Raw genomic sequence first — 17,724 nt, forward strand, 5'->3', positions numbered from 1 at the left:
ACCTGCCGGGCGACGGGAAGTGGCCACGCGTCGTGCAGCGCGCCGGTGACGGCCACTTCCCGCCCGGCCGCAGGTCAGACCACTGCGCCCGAGCCCCTCGTGCCCCTCGGGCTCCTCGTGTCCCTTGGGCTCCTGCGCGACGCGAGAGACGAGGGGGACGCGGACGACGCGGAGGATGCAGAGGATGCGGAGGATGCGGAGGAGGCGGAGGGTCCTGGGGGCGCGGGCGGCCCGGCGGCGGGCCGGCGCCCTTCGAGGATCACGGCGATCGGCGCAGCCGTCAGGACGGTCGAGCCGATGCCGAACAGCACCCCGGCGAGCAGCGCCAGCGAGAAGTCGGCCAGCGAGTCGCCGCCCAGCACCGCGAGCGCGCCGAGGACGAAGAGGACCCCCATGCCCGTGTTCACCGTGCGCGGCACGGTGTGCAGGATCGCGCTGTCGACGGCGGACGCCGTCGACGCCTGCCCCCCGTCCTCCCCCGGGCCGCCGCTCTGTCCCGGGCGCCGCGTTTCGCGGATGCGGTCGAAGACGACCACCGTGTCGTTGACGGAGTACCCGACCACCGTGAGCAGCGCCGCGAGGAAGACGCTGTCGGCCGGCCGGCCCAGCCAGGCGAACAGCCCGACGACCAGCAGCACGTCCTGGACCATCGCCGCCACCGCCGCGGTCGCGAAGGTCCAGCGGAAGCGCACGCTGAGGTAGACGAGCTGGGCCGCCACCGCGACGCCCAGGGCGATCAGCGCCTTGTCGCGCAGCTCGCTGCCCAGGCTCGGCCCGATCCGCTCGTCGCGCTCGACGGTGACGGTCCCGCCGTGGGCTTCCAGGGCGGACTGCACGCGCTGCCGGCCGCGGTCGTCCATGGCGCCGGTGCGCACGACGATGTCCCCGTCGCCCGCCTTCTGTACGACGGCCCGCGGGAAACCGGCGTCACCGATCGCAGTACGCGCCTGCTCCACGTCCACGGGGCGGCTCGTGCCGTACTCGACCAGACGGCCGCCGGTGAACTCGACGCCGAGCTGCAGCCCGCGCAGCCCGATGCCCGTGACGGCGAGGGCCAGCAGCGCGGCACTGACGGCCAGCCAGGTGCGGCGGTGGTGCATCAGGCGGGGGCTGCGACGGGCGAGGAAGGCCCGTACCCGCCCCGCCGAAGCGACCCCGGCCAGGCGCGGCCGGCGCCGCACCCAGCCGCTCCGCAAGGCCCGGTCGGCGAGCACCCGGGTGATGACGAGGGCGGAGACCATGGAGGCGGCGACCCCCACGGACAGGGTGACGCCGAAGCCCTTCACCGGGCCCGTGGCGAAGAAGAAGAGCAGCCCGGCGGCGAGGAGGGTCGTCACGTTCGAGTCGATGACGGCGCTCCACGCCTTGCCGAAGCCCTTCCGCAGCGGGCCGCGGAGGTCTTGCGGGCCGCTGCGGCGCGCGGATGCGGCCCGGGCCCGCTCGTGCCCCGGCCGGGCCCGCTCATACTCCTCCCGGGTCCGTTCGAAGACGAGGACGTTCGCGTCGACGGCCATGCCGACGGCCAGCACGAACCCGGCCAGCCCGGGGAGGGTGAGCGTGGCCCCGAGCGCGACCAGCGCGGCGTACGAGATCAGCCCGTAGAGCGCGAGCGCCACCGTGGCCAGGACGCCCAGCAGCCGGTATACGGCGATGACGAACAGCGCCGTGCAGACGAGGCCGATGACCGCCGCGGCCGCGCTCGCCCGGATCGCCTCGGCGCCCAGCGTCGGGCCGACGGTACGCTGCTCGACGACCTCGACCGGAACGGGCAGGGCCCCGCCCTTGACGAGCGCCGCCAGATCGCGGGCCCCGGCGTCGCCGAACCCACCGGTGATCCGGGCGCTGCCGCCCTGGATCCCGGTCCGGCACGCCACGGACTGCTGCATCGCCGGCGCCGAGACGATCCGGTCGTCGAGGACGATCGCGACGCGGCGGGACGCCTCGCCCGGCGCGGCGCACGCGGCCTCACCCGTGACGCGCGCCCAGCTCTTCTCCCCGCCGCCCCGAAAGGAGAGGGCGACGGTCCAGCCGCCGGCGGTCTGCGCGTCGAGGACGGCCCGGGCGTCCCTGACGTCCTGGCCGGTGAGGGCCGCGGGGCCGAGGCGCAGGGAGTGGCCCGGGGCGTCGGGGTCGGGCAGGGTCCGTGCGCCGGCGGCGTCGCCCGTGCCGCCCGCGGCCTCCCGGGGGCGGTCGCCTTCCGGCACGGTGCCGAGCACCGGGTGGAAGGTGAGCTGGGCGGTGCGGCCGATGACGTCGACGGCCTTCCGCGGGTCCTGGACGCCGGGCAGTTCGACGACGATGCGGCGCTCGCCGGAGCGCGCGAGCGACGGCTCGGCCACGCCGAGCGCGTCGACCCGCTGCCGCAGGACCTCCAGCGCACGGTCGGTGGCGCCGGCGTCCGCCCGGGACGTGGGCGAGTCCCGCGCCTCCAGCACGATCCGGGTACCGCCGCGCAGGTCGAGGCCCAGGCGGGCGGGGGTGGTCAGGGCGAAGAACAGGGAGGCCGCGACGACGGCGAGGGCGACGAGCGCGCGCCACAGCGGGGCACGGCGCGAGGGCCGGGGCGCTCGGGACGGGCGGGATACCCGGGAGGCCCGGGATGGCCGAGGTGCTCGGGACGGGCGGGGTGACATGGTTTCTCCACTTCACGGCATACGGAGGCGGAGCGCCGGCCGCCGGAGGCCCGGCCTCGCAGGAGGAGCCGACGGGACGTCGTCATCGACGTGGCGTCAGAGATCGCTGCGGGCACGCGAGAAGGGCAGGGCGGGGTCGACGCTCAGGGCGTCAGATGCTCCGTGTGGAGGGAGGGCCGCGGGTACGGCGTGAGGAGGGGGCCGCCGCGGGCGGCGCGCGCTCCTGCCGGGGACCGGCGAGCTCGCCGGGCGGCAGCGGGACGGCGAGCGGCCCTGTCACCGGGCCGGGCACCGCTCCGGGCAGCCCGGGCATACGGGTGTGCTGCACCACCGCGGAGGCGTGGAGGCCCTGGGCGCGGGTGTGGTCCGCCGCGTGAGGGGAGACCGGTGCGCTGAACGCGGGACGGTCCCGGTCGGCGGTGCCGGTGGCCCCGGCGGCCCCCGCGGGTCCGGTGGCCGAGGCGACCGCCGGGAGGGCGGCGGCGGGCAGGCCACCCGTACCGGCGGCGGGCCCCGTACCGCAGACCACGCCGAGCACGAGCACGAACAGGGCCCAGAGGGCGACCGGCACCGGCGTACGCCGCACGTGATGGGCCACGCCGCCTCCGTCCGCTCGTGAAATCCCTGAGCACTCGGGCCCTTCAGTCCTTGGGCCCCAACCCTAGCCCGGCGCCCCGCCCCAGCCGGACATATGAGTCCCTTTCAGGCGGGACGATGCCACGATTTGATCACTCGATTGTCACAGGAGCCCCACCAGGCCCGCTCTTGGCCGGAACCCGCCCGGAGGCGAGGTAAGAATGTGCACGTCAAGCACCGGAAATGTGCACGTCAAACGAACCATCGCGTTCATCACGGGGGAATCATCATGCGTCGTCAGCTCCTCACCGCCGCGGCCGTCATCGTGCTCGCGGCCACCGCCACCGCCTGCAACGGTGACGGCACCGACCCCGCGGCCGACGCCAGCGCCTCGGCCGACAAGAGCCCCGCGGCCCAGCAGCCCGCCGAGCAGGGCAACGCGGGCCAGGGCGGCGGCCAGGGCAAGGACCAGGGCAAGGGCCAGGACCAGGGTCAGGACAAGGGCCAGGGCGGCGCGCACGCCGTCGGCGGCAAGCTCACCCTCAAGGGCAAGAAGGCGGGCGAGCAGCTCGACGTCACCCTGAAGGGCTTCGCCGACCCGGCCCACAGCGACAACAAGTACCTGCAGCCGGCCGCCGGCAAGCGCTGGGTCGCCGCGCAGTTCGAGCTCGTCAACACCGGCACGGTCGCGTACTCGGACAGCCCCTCCAGCGGGGCCAAGGTCCTCGACGAGCAGGGCCAGGCCTTCACCCAGACCATGGGCGGCGTCACCGAGGGCCCGAAGTTCCCGGTCACCGTGAACATCGCCCAGGGTGGCAAGGCCCTCGGCTGGATCGTCTTCTCCGTCCCCGAGAACTCCAAGCCGAGCAAGGTGCAGTTCACGCTGGACGGCGGCTTCGCCAACGAGACGGGTGAGTGGACCCTCAAGAAGTAACGCCCGAGTAGTAACCGTCCGAGAAGCAACCGTCGAGGAGCGGTGCCCGCTGTCAGTTCGTCGTCAGCGAGCCCGCGACTTCCCTGAGTGCGTCGAGGACCGGCCGGAACAGCGGATGATCCTCGGCACCCCGCCGCACCGCGGCGAAGACGCGCCGGGTCGCGGCCGGCCCCTCGACCGGGCGGACGACGGTGTCCTTCAGCTCCATGCCGCGCAGGGCCGAGCGCGGCACGAGGGCCACCCCGGCGCCGGCCCCGGCCAGGGCCACCACGGCGCGGAAGTCGTCCGAGGAGTGCACGAGGCGGGGCTGGAAGCCGGCCAGTTCGCAGGCCAGCACCACCACGTCGTGGCAGGGGTTGCCCGGGTAGGGGCCGACCCAGTCGCTGTCGGCCAGCTCGGCCAGGCTCACGTGAGGGTTTCCGGCCAGCGGGTGCGCGGCGTGCAGGACGGCGTCGAACGGCTCGGCGTAGAGCGGCACGCGGACGAGCCGGCGGTCGTCCTCCCGCGGGGCGCCCCGGTACTCGACGGCGAGGGCCACGTCGGCCTCCCCGTCCAGCACCATCGGCAGGCTCGCGTCGCCCTCGGCGTCGCGCACCCGGAGCCGGATGCCGGGGTGGCGGCCTGCGAGGAGCCCGATGACCGGGGCCAGCACCTCGGCGATGCCCGTCGCGAACGCCGCCACGGTCAGCTCCCCGGCCGTGCCGCCCGCGTACGCGGCGAGCTCGGCCTCGGCCCGCTCCAGCTGGGCGACGACCTCGTGGGCGTGGGTCAGCAGGATCTCGCCGGCCGCGGTGAGGCGCACGCCGCGGCCGCTGCGGGTCAGCAGGACGTGGCCGGTCTCCTGTTCCAGCGCCGCGAGCTGCTGGGAGACGGCCGAGGGGGTCAGGTACAGCGCGGCGGCCGCGGCGGTCACCGTACGGTGGTCCGCCACGGCCCGCAGGACGCGCAGCCGCCGGGGGTCGATCACCCCGTCATTTTGCCAGGAACGCGGGGTAACCCCGGCGGGGGCCCGGCCCGGGCCCCCGCCGGGGTCACCGGTGCTCAGCCCCGCAGCGCGTTGCGCGCGTCCACGAACGCGGCGACGGCCCGCTCGACGTCCTCGGTCGAGTGCGCCGCGGACAGCTGCACACGGATGCGGGCGGCGCCCATCGGGACCACCGGGTAGGAGAAGCCGATCACGTAGACGCCGCGCTCCAGCAGCAGCTCCGCCATCCGGCCGGCCTCCGCCGCGTCGCCGATCATGACGGGGGCGATGGCGTGGTCGCCGGGCAGGATCTCGAAGCCCGCCTCGGTCATCTTCGTGCGGAACAGCTCGGTGTTGGCCTTCAGCTTCTCCCGCAGGTCGCCCGCGGACTCCAGCAGGTCGAGGACCTTCAGGGAGGCGGCGGCGATGACCGGCGCGAGGGAGTTGGAGAAGAGGTACGGGCGCGAGCGCTGGCGCAGCAGGGCGACGATCTCGGCGCGGGCGGCGACGTAGCCGCCGGAGGCGCCGCCGAGGGCCTTGCCGAGGGTGCCGGTGATGATGTCGATGCGGTCCATGACGCCGTGCAGCTCGGGCGTGCCGCGGCCGCCGGGGCCGACGAAGCCGACCGCGTGGGAGTCGTCGACCATCACCATGGCGTCGTAGCGGTCGGCCAGGTCGCAGATCTCGCTCAGCGGCGCGACGTAGCCGTCCATGGAGAAGACGCCGTCGGTGACGATCAGCTTGCGGCGCGCGCCGCCCTCGTTGGCCGCCTGGAGCTGCTTCTCCAGGTCCGCCATGTCGCGGTTGGCGTAGCGGAAGCGGCGGGCCTTGGACAGGCGGATGCCGTCGATGATGCTCGCGTGGTTGAGGGCGTCGGAGATGACCGCGTCCTCGGCGCCGAGCAGGGTCTCGAAGACGCCGCCGTTGGCGTCGAAGCAGGACGAGTAGAGGATCGTGTCCTCCTGGCCGAGGAACGCGGACAGCCGCGCCTCCAGCTCCTTGTGGACGTCCTGCGTGCCGCAGATGAAGCGCACCGAGGCCATGCCGTAGCCCCAGCGGTCGAGGGCGTCCTTGGCGGCGGAGACGACCTCGGGGTGGTCGGCGAGGCCGAGGTAGTTGTTGGCGCAGAAGTTCAGGACGTCACCGGGGGCGCCGCCCGCGGTGACGTTGACGGAGGCGCTCTGCGGGGTGCCGATCACGCGCTCGGGCTTGAAGAGACCGGCCTCGCGGATCTCTTCGAGGGTGGCGCGGAGGTCGTCGCGGACGGACGCGTACATGCGGGGGACTCCTTAACGGAAGGAAGAAAAAGGGGACGGCCGGCCGGGGTCAGGCGGTCCAGTCGAGGATGATCTTGCCGCTGCGGGCGGTGGCAGCCTCGTCGAAGGCCGCGTCGAAGTCCTTGTACGAGTACTTGCCGGTGATCACCGGGCTGAGGTCGAGGCCGGCCTCCAGCAGCACCGTCATCGCGTACCAGGTCTCGTACATCTCCCGGCCGTAGATGCCCTTGACGGTGATCATCGAGGTGACGATCTTCGCCCAGTCGACGGGGAACTCCTGGGCCGGCAGGCCCAGCATGGCGATCCGGCCGCCGTGCGTCATGTTGGCGATCATGTCGCGCATGGCCTCGGGACGGCCGGACATCTCCAGTCCGATGTCGAAGCCCTCGCGCAGGCCCAGCGTGCGCTGGGCGTCCGCGATCGAGGCGCCGGAGACGTTGAGGGCGAGGGTCGCGCCCGCCTTGCGGGCGATCTCCAGGCGCGGCTCGCTGACGTCGGTGATGACGACGTTGCGGGCGCCGGCGTGCTTGGCGACGGCGACGGCCATGATGCCGATCGGGCCCGCGCCCGTGATCAGCACGTCCTCGCCGACCAGCGGGAAGGAGAGCGCGGTGTGCACGGCGTTGCCGAACGGGTCGAAGATCGCGGCGACGTCGAGGTCGACCTTCGTGCGGTGCACCCACACGTTGGAGGCGGGCATCACGACGTACTCGGCGAATGCGCCGTCACGGCCGACGCCGAGGCCGACCGTGCTGCGGCACAGGTGGCGGCGGCCGGCCAGGCAGTTGCGGCACTTGCCGCAGACCAGGTGGCCTTCGCCGCTGACCAGGTCGCCGGCCGCGATGTCCTGCACGTCCGAGCCGACGGCGGCGACCTCGCCGACGAACTCGTGGCCGAGCACGAGCGGGGTCTTCACCGCGCCCTGGGCCCAGCCGTCCCAGGAGCGGATGTGCAGGTCGGTGCCGCAGATGCCGGTGCGCAGCACCTTGATCATGACGTCGTCGGGGCCGTACTCCGGCTCCGGGACGTCCATGAGCCACAGCCCGGGCTCGGCCTTGTGCTTGACGAGTGCCTTCATGGCTGCGGCTCCAGGCGTGGTGAGGCGATCTATTGCGTGTGGATCTACTACGTGCGCGCACCAATGTGCCCAGTGATGACCGTGAAGTCCATCGAGGTTTTCTTAACCGGGGCAACAGCAGAACTTCACGCGGTGCGCGCGTGTCCTCACCCGAGGCGGGTCAGCCTGGCCCCCGCTCCCGGCGCCGCCAGGTCCTTCTGGAGCGCGACGGGCACCTGCGCCCGGCCCGGGCCGGTCCCCACGGCCAGCGTGCCGACCTCCGTACCCGCCCCGGCCTCGTGCGGGATGCCCTTGCCGCCGGCGGTGAGCTCCGGCTCCGCCTTCAGCCCGCCCCAGCCCACGGCGCGCAGGTCCGCCGTGGCGACGACAGGCGTCCGGCCGCCGAGCCCGTCATCCACGTGCCCGACGACATCACCCTTGCGGACCACCGTCGCGGGGACCAGTGCGTCCTGCACCGCCTTGATCATCTTGTAGCTGCGCTCCTTGACGACCTTCAGGTGGGCGTTGGCGTCGTCGCTGCCGGCCTGCCGCTGGGCCATGGTCGCGCCGACGATCAGCCGCTCCTCGCCCTCGATCGTCCGCTTCGCCGCCCACATCAGCGCCCCGCCCGCCGGGCCGCTCGACCCGGTCTTGATGCCGAGCCCGCCGGGGTTGGTGACCAGCAGGTCGTCGTTGTTGTTGTAGATCCGCCCCGGCAGCCCGGGAACGTCGGCGTTGGGCATCTTGACGATCTTCCGCAGGACGGCGTTCTTCATGACCTCCTCGGCGAGCTTCACCTGGTCCGCGGCGGTGCTCACGGTGGAGGCGTCCAGCCCGCTCGGGTCGGTGTACGTGGTGTCGTCCATGCCGAGCTCCCGGGCCGCCTCGTTCATCTTCTTCACGAAGGCGTCCTCCGACCCGGCGTCCCAGCGGGCCAGCTGACGGGCGATGTTGTTGCCGGAGGGGATCAGCAGCATCTGCAGCATCTGGAACAGGGTGTAGGTCTGTCCTTCCGAGACCTCCACCCGCGACTCCTCCTGGGCGCCCGCCTCCTTGGCCGCCGTGGCGTCGACCGTGATCCGCTCGCCCTCCTCCCCGCTCTTGAGCGGGTGCTCCTTGAGGATCACGTACGCGGTCATGACCTTGGCGACGCTCGCGGTCGGCACGGGCTTCTGCTCGCCGTGGGTGCCGAGGCTGCCGGTGCCCACGACCCTGGCCGCGGCCTGGCCCTCCTCCGGCCACGGCATGGTGAACGCCTCGCCCGTGAAGGTGTACGGGTCCCCGGCGACGGTGAACCGGGGGTCCGGCAGGGGCCGGATCAGCTGGACGGCGCCGAGGGCGGCGACGAGCAGCACGGCCGGTGGCGCCCAGACCCTGAAGCGCCGCGCCAGGGGGCGGGCCGCGGGCGGCGGGGGTGCAGGCCGGCTCCCCGCTGCCGCCTCCTCCTCCGGCTCCTTCATCTGCTCCGCCATGCCGGGGGACTCGCCTGTCACCGATGCCTCCTCCAGATCGTCACCACTCGCCATCGAACCGACGTGCTAGACGAGTGCGACATACCTGCTGGTTCCACCATCAATCCGCTGATCCGATGAGTGTGTGTTCGTTACGGAACCACCCCGTTCGTACGGGCTCTGTGAACGGTCCTCCGCGGGCTGCCCGGCGGCAGTACGGTCCCCGTGCGTGCCGAAGCCTTGGGGGGAACCATGCGCAAGAACCTGCTCGCCGCTGCCGTCACTGCCACCGTCGTCGGCTGTCTCACCCTCGCCGCCTGCAACGACGACACCAAGAGCGGCGAGAGCGGCGAGAGTGGTCACAGTCACCAGACGCAGCAGAGCGCCCAGGGCAGCACTCCGGGCACTCCGGGCGCCCAGAGTCCCCGGCGCTCCGGTACCCCGTCCGCGCCCCCGCCCCCGCCCCGGTCCTCGGACGCGGGCGCGGGTGGCCCGAAGGGGGCCGCGCTCGCCTTCGGCGAGCCGTCGCGGACCGTGGGGGCGGGCACGGTGGGCATCCTGGAGATCACGCCGACGACCGTCGTCTACACCAAGGAGGGCGGCCGGGTGACCTCACAGCACGGCACCTTCGCCGTGGTGACGCTGCTGGAGAAGTCGATGAGCGCCAACCCCGCCGACGAGGAGCAGCCCGCCAAGGGCGGCGGCTGGCGCTGGGTCGCCGCCGGCGGGCAGTCCGTGCCGGCGGGCAACGGCAACGCCGCCAAGGTGGTCCTGGAGAAGTACCGGCAGTCCGGGGGCATCGCGCCGGGGACGTCGCAGGTGCGCGTGAAGGTCTTCGACCTCACCCCGGTGCAGGCGAAGGGCGGCACGATCGTCTACACGGACGGCACGAAGAGCGCCGACCGCTGGACGGTCCCGGCCACGGACACCGGGCCGCAGGTCGCGGAGGTCAGGCAGCAGCTGAAGCCCTGAACTCCCCTGCGCATGCGGTCAGGTGCCACTGCTCGCTTCTGTCTTGGCTTCTGTCTTCGCGTCCGTCTTCACGTCCGTCTTCGCTTCTGTGTTCGCATCCCTGCTCACGTCTCTGTTCGCATCCCTGTTCCTGTCCCGGAAGCCCTCGAGAACCTTGCCCTCCGTGCTGAGCCAGCCCCGCTCGTAGTCGAACCGCGGGGCACCGGCGAAGGTGAGGTAGAGCCACTTGAAGTTCTCGGCGAAGACGTACGCGGGGCAGTGGTCGCCCTTGGCCTTGGGCTGCCGGGTGACATCGGTGAGCACGGTGTAGCCGCCCGGCACGCGGTGGTGCCTCCTGAGGTTGCGGAAGTACTGCCAGGCCGTGGTCCGGTAGTACGGGTCGCCGGTCTGCCACCACAGCTGGAAGGCGCAGTTGGCGTATTCGGGGCGCAGGTCGTTCCGGGTGCTCAGCGCCCGCAGCCGGGTGTAGTCGATCTCCTCGGGGATGACCTCGTACTTGTCCAGGACGGCCGTCCACGACCGGTAGTAGTCCGCCGCGAGCTCGTTGTCCCCGCCGACCGGCAGGACGGCGACGGCCAGGGCGGACTGGCGCCGGCTGATCAGCTGCCCGGTGCGGAAGTCGACGTGCTTGAACCAGAGCAGGCCGTCGACCCGCTCCGCCTGGTGCTTGCGCATCGCGGCGGTGAACATCCTGAACCAGTCCCGGCAGTCCTCGTCGTGGAACATCTCCCAGGCGCCCCACAGGTATTCGAAGAACGAGTCCGCCGGGGGGTTCACGGCCACGCTCTCGCGGTCCGCCCACCGGCCCGTCTCGACGTTCAGCCGGGTCGCGAGCAGGTCGAGCGACGAGCGCCGCTGGACGACGGCGCGCAGGGCGCGCTCGGCCGCCTGCCGGTACCGCGTGTCGCCGGTGAGCCGGGACAGGACGCCGAACTCCAGGATGTTGGTGCCGATCTCGGCCAGCGGCAGCGTGGTGCCGGAGGTGTGACCCGTCCGCAGGTTCACGTACCGGTACGGCATGCCGGTGGGTGACGAGGTGAAGGCGGGCAGCAGCCGGTCGGCCAGGTCGGTGCAGCGGTCGAGCAGAGCCTTCTCCCCGGTGGCGAGGTAGCCCGAAAGGAGGCCGCCCACCAGCCGGATGACGGACTCGAAGACCTGGAAGTCGGCGTCGACGTCGAAGTCCAGGTGGTTCCTGATCCAGCCGACGCAGCGGTCGACCTCGGTGTCGAGCTCCATCAGGTAGTGCGTGTCGAGGGCCTCGATGATCGACAGGCCCACCGGGTGGTTCCCGGCGAAGAACTCGCGGGGGCGGCCCGACACCGGCAGGACTTCGTCATGCCCCCACGCGTACCGCTTGTAGCCCTCCCACGCATGGACGAACTCCGCCCGGATCTCCCGCGCCTTCTCCCGGTCCGCGCGGAGCCTCCCCGGCCGCCCGGGCACCGCCCGGGCGGCGCGTCCGGCACCGGCTTGCGCCCCGGCACCGGCTTGTGGCCCGCCCCCGGGCCGCGCGGCGGCTCCGGCCGCCCGCGGCTCCGTCGCGGCGTGCCCGGCCCCGCCGAGAGTGCCGCTCACGGCGAGACCGCCCGTGGCCGCGAGCGCGGACAGCAGGCGCCGCCGGGTCGCAGGAGCGGGGAGCGAGTCGTACGTCATGACGGGCAGGACCTCCTGGCCACCGGTTCCGCCCCCCGACACTGATCGCAGTATGCGGCCGGACGGCCCCTCCGGGCGGCAGGCGCTCCGGGCGGATGGTCATACCGCCGTTCGGCCGGGTGGCGGGAACGGGGCGGCACCGGCACCGGTCGCTGGCATGCTGAACGCGCGGCGCGGGCCGCCGGTGGCCCGGCCGGAACGGGACGACGGAGGTGCTCTGTGCGCGAAGGTGCTCGTGAGACGACGGCCGAGGAAGCGGGGCGGCGCAGCGCCGCCCTGGTCATCGAGGAGGCCCTGGGATTCCTCTACCCGGCCGCCCTGCGCGCCGCGGCGGCCGTGGGCGTGGCGGACCACTTCGAGGGAGGCGCCCGCACCCCGGCGGAGCTGGCGGCGGCCACCGGAACCGACGCGCCGGGCCTGCGGCGCGTGCTGCGGCTGCTGGCCACGCGCGGGCTGTTCGAGGAGGACGACGAGGGCCGCTTCCGGCTCACCGAGGCGGGGGACGCGCTGCGCTCCGACGCGCCCGTGCCGGTCGGGCCGGCGGTCCTGATGCTCACGGACCGGACGATGTGGCAGCCGGCCGGGGAGCTGACCCGGTGCCTGGAGGACGGGCGCTCGGCATTCGGCCACATCTTCGGCATGCCCTTCTTCGAGCACTTCGCCCGGGACGAGGAGACCGCCGCGGTCTTCCACGAGGGCATGGCCTCCATGTCCGAGGCGGAGAACCGGCCGATCGCCGACAGCTGCCCCTTCCCCGAGGACGCCACGGTCGTGGACGTCGGCGGCGGCCACGGCGGCCTGCTGCTCGCGGCGCTGCGTGCCCGGCCCGGCCTCCGGGGCGTCCTCCACGACCGGGCGCACGTGCTGGCGGGCCACCGGCTGGACACCGAGGAGACGAAGGGCCGCTGGTCGCTGCACGAGGGCGACTTCTTCACCGCCGTCCCGCCCGGTGACGTCCACCTCCTCAAGCGCATCCTGCACGACTGGGACGACGTCCAGTGCGTGGGTGTCCTGCGCAACTGCCGCCGGTCGCTGGCGCCGGGCGGCCGCGTACTCGTCGTCGACGCCGTCCTGCCGCCGGGCAACACCCCGCACCAGGGGAAGACGCTGGACGTGATGATGATGGCCTCCCTGGTCGGCCGAGAGCGCACGGAGAGCGACTTCGCCCGGCTCTTCGACGCGGCGGGTCTGCGTCTCTCGCGCGTCATCCCCACGCCGACCGTGCTGTCGATCGTCGAGGGCGTGGCCGACGACGTGCCTCACTAGGCGCCCCGCGAGGCCTGTGGCGGCGGGACCGGCGGCGCGGGCTGCACGGGGCCCCGGGCCTGCCGGTTCACCCGCGGCCAACCGGATGAAAATCTTCCATATCCCTTGTGTCGCTGATCACTTGAGCCTGCCGCCCACGCTTCGGTGAGCCGGCCAGGCCGAGCCGGCGCGCCGGACGCAGCGGAGGCCGTGCGGTGTCGCCCACTCACCGGCGCACGGTGCCGCCGGGCCGTGTGCTCCGTGCGCTCCCCGGACGCCCTGATGAACCGCCCCCACCGCTTGTTATATTCGCGCTGGGACGCGACAGCGGAGGGGACCGCCTCATGTCGACCCTTGATATCGCGACCGCGCAGCTCGACCTGCCCGCCGTCCGGAGCCGGGTCGACGCCGTCCTGGCCGCATTCCTGGACGGCAAGGCCCGTGCCGCCGCCGTGGACGGCCACCCGGCCGTGGTCACCGAATTCCTCAGGAACTTCCTCTTCGCGGGCGGCAAACGGCTGCGCCCCCTGCTCTGCGTGATCGGCTGGCACGCGGCGGGCGGCCACGGGATGCCCGCACCGACGCTGCAGGTGGCGGCCTCGCTGGAGATGTTCCACGCCTTCGCCCTCGTCCACGACGACATCATGGACAACTCCGCCACCCGCCGCGGGCGGCCCACCGTCCACCGCGCCTTCGCCGACCGCCACCGGGCCGGCCGCAGCGCAGCCGCCGCCGACCGGCTCGGCGGCAGCGCCGCCATCCTGATCGGCGACGTCGCCCTCGTCTGGTCGGACGAGCTCCTGCACACCGCCGGACTGCGGCCCGGCCGCCTCGCCGACGTCCTGACGGTCGTCGACGCGATGCGCACCGAGGTGATGTACGGCCAGTGCCTCGACCTGCTGGCCACCGGCCGCCCCACCGCGAGCACCGCGCACGCCCTGGCCATCGTCCGCTGCAAGACCGCCAAGTACACGGTCGAACGCCCCCTCCACATCGGCGCCGCCCTCGCGGGGGCGGGCCCGGCCTTCCGCGCGCTGCTGAGCCGGTACGCCCTGCCGCTCGGCGACGCCTTCCAGCTCCGCGACGACCTCCTCGGCGTCTACGGGAACCCGGCCGTCACCGGGAAGTCCCGGCTGGACGACCTGCGCGACGGCAAGCACACCACGCTCGTCGCCCTGGCCCTGGAGCGCGCCGACCGCGACCAGCGGCGGGCCCTGCACGCCCTGCTGGGCAACCCCGACCTCGACGAGAGCGGCGCCGGCCGGATCCGTGACCTCCTCGCCGAGACCGGCGCCCACGCCGCGGTCGAACGGCTCATCCAGTCCCGCTGTGAGCAGGCCGAACAGGCCCTCGACCACGAGGCGTTCCCGCCCGCGGCCCTCGGCGCCCTGCGCGAACTGGCCCGGGGTGCCGCCCTGCGGACCGCATGACGAGGCGAACACCGCTCGCACAAGCGAAGTTACGTTCCGTCAAGGTTTTTATGCGACGGACTGGACGCGCGGGGCCTCCGGGACGGCATTAGGGGTGAGAGCGCGTGATGCTCTCCCGGGTCGTTGGGGGGCACAAGACCTGGACCGCATCGTGAAAGAGGCTGGGAAAACGTGAAGTTCGACGGCACAGCGCCGCCCGGACGCCGCAGGGGGGCGACCCTCGCACGGCGAGCAGAACGGCACCGCGTGCACCGATCACCGGCGCTTCTCCACCGGCTCCGGCTGTTCCGCTCCACGCCCGCCCGGGGGCCGGCGTGAGCGCCCGGCATGCCGTGCTGGGCACGGCCGCCAAGGACCAGCACTCGGTGGTGTACGAGTCCTTCGTCCTGCGCAAACGGAACGCCTATGTGAACTGGTCCTACGTCAAGCTGTATTCGATGGAGGACGCCCGTGAGGCGGCGAACGAGGCCTTCTTCAAGCTGTACCTGCACTGGGACGACGCCCTGGCCAGCGCCAGCACCGACGCCTTCGCCTTCAAGATCCTCCGCGGTGTCGTGGCCGACATACTACGAAAACGCGACCGCCGACCCTGCGTTCCGGCCGGTCTCGCCTTCGAGCCCACGGTCAAGCCCATCGCCGGCATCCCCAGCGAGGAAGTCGACCAGATCACCGCGCGCATGGAGGTGCACCGGGCCGTCGCCCAGCTCTCCGAGCGCCAGAACCGCTGCATCTCCCTGCACTACTTCCTCGGCTACACCCCCGAGGAGATCGCCGACATCACGGGACTTGCCGCCTCCACCGTCCGCTCCCACCTGGCGGCCGGCCGCAGCGCCCTGGCCGCGCTCCTCGACGCGCCCGCCGACGAACCGCCCGCTCACGAGAAAGGCCACCACGGATGATCGACGACATCCTGCGCGGGACGCAGATCCGCACCCCCGCTTACAGCAGCGAGCAGCGCGCCGAGGACGACCGCCTGCTGCGGGCCCGGATCGAGCAGGTGGAGCGGCGCCGCGCCCTCGCCGCCCGCAGCCCGGCCCACGACTGGCTGGTTCCCACCTCCCCGGAACTGGCCGACCTGCTCCTGCAGCCCGTCGACGACGAGGGCCTCGCCTCGCTGTGGAAGCTCAAGCGGCGCCTGCGCCGTGATCTGAAGGAGCTGTGCAGCCAGGTCGCCCAGGCGCCCGGAGCCGCCGAGCGGCTGGTGGAGTTCGCGGAGGCCGAGCGCCCCACCGACCCCGTGGGCGCCCGCGGCCTGGGGTGCCTGCTCTACCTCAACGGCTGTGAGGCGGGGGCCCGGTTCTGGTGGCGGTACGCCGCCGGCGCCGACGACGCCACCAGCGCGTACTGCCTCTTCCTGGAGGGGCTGCTGCGCGACCGGCCCGGCGAGGCCGTCCACTGCTACCGCGAGCTGAACGCCGGCGGCTTCCTGTGCGACGAGGACTGGGAGGGGCCCGACGCCGGAGCGCCTGCGACCACCACGTGGCCGCCGGCCGTCAGCGAACACATCCGCGAGGTCAACACCGGCTCGGCGCACGGGCAGGTGCCCATCCCCGAGGGATACCTGGACGACGCCTCCCCGGCCGAACGCGACGAGCTCCTCTGCCACCGCTGCTGACCGCTGCCGCCCGTGCCCTGCGGACCCGTGCGGGCCGCAGGGCACCGCCGTGCCGACCCCGGACCGAAGGATCACCATGCCCCGACTCCGCATCCCCCGACCGCGTAGGCGCCGGCGAGGCCTGTTCCCCGCGCCGCACAGGCGTACCGGCGTGCCCCGGTTCGCCCGCGCCCACCGCATTCAGATCGCCGCCGCCCTCGTCAGCGGCACCCTGCCCGCGGCGGCCCAGTTCCTCGGCCCGTGGCTGTGGCGCTGACTCGCAGGGGCGGCGGCCCGGCTGTCACCGGGCCGCCGCCCGGCGCGGGGCCGGTCAGCAGCGGCCCGGCGCCACCCCGTCCATCCGGCCCCCGAAGTCCCCGGCATAGGCGGAGCGCCAGTCGCCGTTGTGGGTCGCGCGCTTCTCGGTGGGCTGGTAGGCGATGAAGCAGGCGTCGGTGGAGGCGACGAAGGAGCCGACGTGGTCGTGGAGGGACGGGGGCAGGTCGCGGTAGCCGCTGTTGGCCGTCCACTCCCAGGCCTTGCCGTGGAAGTTCTCGGCGCTGTAGAAGCAGACGGACCCTCCCGGACAGGCGGGGGCCGCGGCGGCGCCGGCCGGCGAGGCGAACGGCAGGCACAGGGCGGCCACGGCCGCGAGAACGAGGGACGCCCGGGCGCGGAACGCAGACATCTCTTCCTCCGGATGTATTCATGGAGTGCTTATGGAGTGGTTACGGAGAGAGCGTCCTGTGCGCGGGGCGGGAGGGAAGGGGACTTCCCGGCCAGTACACCCGGAAGGAGTAAAAGGGTGACTATGGTGCCGAGGGGGCGGGTAAGTACGCGGGTCGGACAGGCCGGCCCGTGGGCCGGCCTGTCCCCGCGTCAGGCCGCAGGGGCCGAAGTGACCTTCTTGCCCTGGTCGTTCACGGCGAACCACAGGCCCTGCTTGCCCTGCCCCGCGGTGTCGCCGGGCTTCTTGTCGCCCGTGAACCAGTAGACCGGCCAGCAGTCGACCGCCAGCTGCTCGGTGCCGTCCGGCCGGGTGACGGTGCTGATCAGCTTCTCGGGCACGCCGCGCACCGCGCTCTTCTCGACGGGCTTGGCGGGCTTCCACGTGTCCAGGCACGTGCCGGTGCACGCGAACTTCATGGGCCAGGCGCTGTCCTTGTTGAACCGGTACAGGGTCCGGCCCTGGCCGTCCACGAGGATCTTGCCGAGGGCGGCGTTGTCGGCGACGAACACGCCTGCGGCGGCGGGTTTCTCCCCTTGCTTCCCTCCTTGCTTCTCGCCCTGCTTCTCGCCCTGCTTCTCTGCTTCCTTCTCGCCTTCCTTCTCCTCCTGCTTCCCGCCCGCTGCCTTCTTGCCGTCCGGAGCGAACGCGCTCCACGTACCGCCCACTCCCTGCCCCTTGGTGTCACCGGGCGCGGTGTCCTTGGCGTAGCGGTAGACGGGCCATCCCGCGAGCGTGAGCTGCTTGGTGCCGTCGGCGCGCTCGACCTCTCCGAGCGCCGCCCCGATCCCGGACGAGGCGGTCGCGTCGCCCGCCGGCACGGGCGGCCACGCCTTTGCGCAGTCGCCGTCGCACATCGAGGCGGGGGGCTTCGCCGTGTCCTTGTCGAAGCGGTAGAGGGTCATGCCGGCGCTGTCGGCGACGACGGAGCCGATCCCCGGGGCCTCACGCACCGTCATCTCCTTGGCCGGGGCGTTCTTGGCCTGCGTGTTCGAGGAGTTGCCGGAACCGTAGCCGCCGGCCCCGTACCCCTCGCCGATCTTGGAGGAGCTGCCGGCGGGGGCCTTGCCGTAGTCGTCCTTCGCGGACGAGCCACCGCCGCCGCAGGCCGCCGTGAGCATCATGACCGTGATCGCCGCTCCCGCGAGAGAGGCGTGACGCAGCTTGTTCATGAACCGTCCTTTGCTCGTGTTCCGGCGGTGAACCGCCGT

Annotated in this window: 15 protein-coding genes; 6 read left to right on the top strand and 9 right to left on the bottom strand. The window is 73.0% G+C overall.

Going from position 1 to position 17,724, the window contains the following annotated elements; genetic code table 11:
- Positions 1-74: 74 nt before the first annotated feature.
- Positions 75-2,633, bottom strand: coding sequence for a protein translocase subunit SecD (gene secD, locus IE241_RS24495; RefSeq protein WP_190023984.1), 2,559 nt, complete (start codon positions 2,631-2,633; stop codon positions 75-77).
- A gap of 151 nt (positions 2,634-2,784) precedes the next feature.
- Positions 2,785-3,231, bottom strand: a complete 447-nt coding sequence (locus tag IE241_RS24500; protein ID WP_190023985.1) for a hypothetical protein — start codon at positions 3,229-3,231, stop codon at positions 2,785-2,787.
- Positions 3,232-3,498: 267 nt separating this feature from the next.
- Between IE241_RS24500 and IE241_RS24505 the strand changes: the two genes are divergently transcribed.
- On the top strand, positions 3,499-4,143 hold the full coding sequence (locus IE241_RS24505) for a DUF4352 domain-containing protein (RefSeq protein WP_190023986.1): 645 nt from the start codon (positions 3,499-3,501) through the stop codon (positions 4,141-4,143).
- Between the two features lie 52 nt (positions 4,144-4,195).
- Here the strand turns inward: IE241_RS24505 and IE241_RS24510 are convergent, their stop codons facing one another.
- The 4 genes from IE241_RS24510 to IE241_RS24525 form a co-directional block, all read right to left on the bottom strand.
- A complete protein-coding gene (locus IE241_RS24510) occupies positions 4,196-5,110 on the bottom strand; it encodes a LysR family transcriptional regulator (RefSeq protein WP_190023987.1) in 915 nt (304 codons plus the stop codon).
- Positions 5,111-5,184: 74 nt separating this feature from the next.
- Complete coding sequence (locus IE241_RS24515) at positions 5,185-6,384, bottom strand: glycine C-acetyltransferase (RefSeq protein ID WP_190023988.1); 1,200 nt, start codon at positions 6,382-6,384, stop codon at positions 5,185-5,187.
- Positions 6,385-6,433: 49 nt separating this feature from the next.
- Positions 6,434-7,462: an L-threonine 3-dehydrogenase gene (gene tdh, locus IE241_RS24520; protein WP_190023989.1), complete on the bottom strand. Its 1,029-nt coding sequence runs from the start codon at positions 7,460-7,462 to the stop codon at positions 6,434-6,436.
- Between the two features lie 146 nt (positions 7,463-7,608).
- Positions 7,609-8,934, bottom strand: coding sequence for a D-alanyl-D-alanine carboxypeptidase family protein (locus IE241_RS24525; protein ID WP_229899741.1), 1,326 nt, complete (start codon positions 8,932-8,934; stop codon positions 7,609-7,611).
- A gap of 210 nt (positions 8,935-9,144) precedes the next feature.
- Between IE241_RS24525 and IE241_RS24530 the strand changes: the two genes are divergently transcribed.
- Entirely contained in the window at positions 9,145-9,864 is a 720-nt protein-coding gene (locus IE241_RS24530) for a hypothetical protein (RefSeq protein ID WP_190023991.1), read from the top strand.
- Between the two features lie 18 nt (positions 9,865-9,882).
- On the opposite strand, the gene IE241_RS24535 is transcribed toward IE241_RS24530, so the two are convergent.
- A complete protein-coding gene (locus IE241_RS24535; RefSeq protein WP_190023992.1) occupies positions 9,883-11,517 on the bottom strand; it encodes a glycoside hydrolase family 47 protein in 1,635 nt (544 codons plus the stop codon).
- A 219-nt stretch (positions 11,518-11,736) separates the two neighbouring features.
- On the opposite strand from IE241_RS24535, the gene IE241_RS24540 reads away from it, so the two are divergent.
- The 4 genes from IE241_RS24540 to IE241_RS24555 all read left to right on the top strand — a co-directional run bounded on the left by IE241_RS24540 (position 11,737) and on the right by IE241_RS24555 (position 15,807).
- Positions 11,737-12,783 (top strand): methyltransferase, encoded by a 1,047-nt coding sequence (locus IE241_RS24540; RefSeq protein WP_190023993.1) that lies wholly within the window; start codon positions 11,737-11,739, stop codon positions 12,781-12,783.
- Between the two features lie 323 nt (positions 12,784-13,106).
- Complete coding sequence (locus IE241_RS24545) at positions 13,107-14,192, top strand: polyprenyl synthetase family protein (protein WP_190023994.1); 1,086 nt, start codon at positions 13,107-13,109, stop codon at positions 14,190-14,192.
- Between the two features lie 314 nt (positions 14,193-14,506).
- Positions 14,507-15,091 carry an RNA polymerase sigma factor gene (locus IE241_RS24550; protein ID WP_190023995.1) on the top strand — a complete coding sequence of 195 codons (585 nt, stop codon included), beginning with the start codon at positions 14,507-14,509 and terminating at the stop codon, positions 15,089-15,091.
- Positions 15,088-15,807, top strand: a complete 720-nt coding sequence (locus IE241_RS24555) for a hypothetical protein (protein WP_190023996.1) — start codon at positions 15,088-15,090, stop codon at positions 15,805-15,807. Before IE241_RS24550 ends, IE241_RS24555 begins: the two co-directional genes overlap by 4 nt.
- Before the next feature lie 310 nt (positions 15,808-16,117).
- On the opposite strand, the gene IE241_RS24560 is transcribed toward IE241_RS24555, so the two are convergent.
- Together IE241_RS24560 and IE241_RS24565 are read right to left on the bottom strand one after the other, a co-directional pair.
- Positions 16,118-16,474 (bottom strand): peptidase inhibitor family I36 protein, encoded by a 357-nt coding sequence (locus IE241_RS24560; RefSeq protein ID WP_190023997.1) that lies wholly within the window; start codon positions 16,472-16,474, stop codon positions 16,118-16,120.
- A 191-nt stretch (positions 16,475-16,665) separates the two neighbouring features.
- Complete coding sequence (locus tag IE241_RS24565; protein ID WP_190023998.1) at positions 16,666-17,685, bottom strand: SCO0930 family lipoprotein; 1,020 nt, start codon at positions 17,683-17,685, stop codon at positions 16,666-16,668.
- Positions 17,686-17,724: the final 39 nt, after the last annotated feature.

This window comes from Streptomyces hiroshimensis (assembly GCF_014650335.1).
Classification (GTDB): domain Bacteria; phylum Actinomycetota; class Actinomycetes; order Streptomycetales; family Streptomycetaceae; genus Streptomyces; species Streptomyces hiroshimensis.

What these genes read in the sequence shown, in the direction of transcription:
- IE241_RS24530 (WP_190023991.1), top strand. Translation starts at nt 9,145, where the DNA reads ATGCGCAAGAACCTGCTCGCCGCTGCCGTCACTGCCACCGTCGTCGGC.
- IE241_RS24545 (WP_190023994.1), top strand. Translation starts at nt 13,107, where the DNA reads ATGTCGACCCTTGATATCGCGACCGCGCAGCTCGACCTGCCCGCCGTC.
- tdh (WP_190023989.1), bottom strand. Translation starts at nt 7,462, where the DNA reads ATGAAGGCACTCGTCAAGCACAAGGCCGAGCCCGGGCTGTGGCTCATG.
- IE241_RS24560 (WP_190023997.1), bottom strand. Translation starts at nt 16,474, where the DNA reads ATGTCTGCGTTCCGCGCCCGGGCGTCCCTCGTTCTCGCGGCCGTGGCC.
- IE241_RS24535 (WP_190023992.1), bottom strand. Translation starts at nt 11,517, where the DNA reads ATGACGTACGACTCGCTCCCCGCTCCTGCGACCCGGCGGCGCCTGCTG.
- IE241_RS24565 (WP_190023998.1), bottom strand. Translation starts at nt 17,685, where the DNA reads ATGAACAAGCTGCGTCACGCCTCTCTCGCGGGAGCGGCGATCACGGTC.
- IE241_RS24515 (WP_190023988.1), bottom strand. Translation starts at nt 6,384, where the DNA reads ATGTACGCGTCCGTCCGCGACGACCTCCGCGCCACCCTCGAAGAGATC.
- secD (WP_190023984.1), bottom strand. Translation starts at nt 2,633, where the DNA reads ATGTCACCCCGCCCGTCCCGAGCACCTCGGCCATCCCGGGCCTCCCGG.
- IE241_RS24505 (WP_190023986.1), top strand. Translation starts at nt 3,499, where the DNA reads ATGCGTCGTCAGCTCCTCACCGCCGCGGCCGTCATCGTGCTCGCGGCC.
- IE241_RS24555 (WP_190023996.1), top strand. Translation starts at nt 15,088, where the DNA reads ATGATCGACGACATCCTGCGCGGGACGCAGATCCGCACCCCCGCTTAC.